1 protein-coding gene is annotated in these 266 nt (G+C 66.5%); it reads left to right on the forward strand.

The features are described from left to right. Positions 1–142 precede the first annotated feature (142 nt). A partial coding sequence (locus ACCC94_RS30265; RefSeq protein ID WP_413353242.1) for a glycerate kinase occupies positions 143–266 on the forward strand: 124 nt, incomplete at its 3' end.

A 266-nucleotide genomic window follows, 5' to 3' on the forward strand; every position in this document is an offset into this window, starting at 1 on the left:
TTTTTTTTTCCCTCCCCCCCTTCTTCCTCCAAAACCCCCCCCCCCTCCGGGGGCCCCCCACACCCCCCGCTCCTACAAGAGCATGTCCGTCTGTTGTGCGGTGTAGGATGCCCTCCATCCTCTCGCTCAACGGACCTGCCCCATGAAAGTCGTCATCGCTCCCGACTCCTTCAAGGAAAGCCTCTGCGCCCCCGAGGTCGCCGCGGCCATTTCCCGTGGCTGGCTGCGCGCGCGGCCCGGCGACGAAACCCTGCAGCGGCCCATGG

Source organism: Pseudomonas sp. Pseusp97 (genome assembly GCF_047304025.1).
In the GTDB taxonomy this organism is placed as follows: Bacteria; Pseudomonadota; Gammaproteobacteria; order Pseudomonadales; family Pseudomonadaceae; genus Pseudomonas.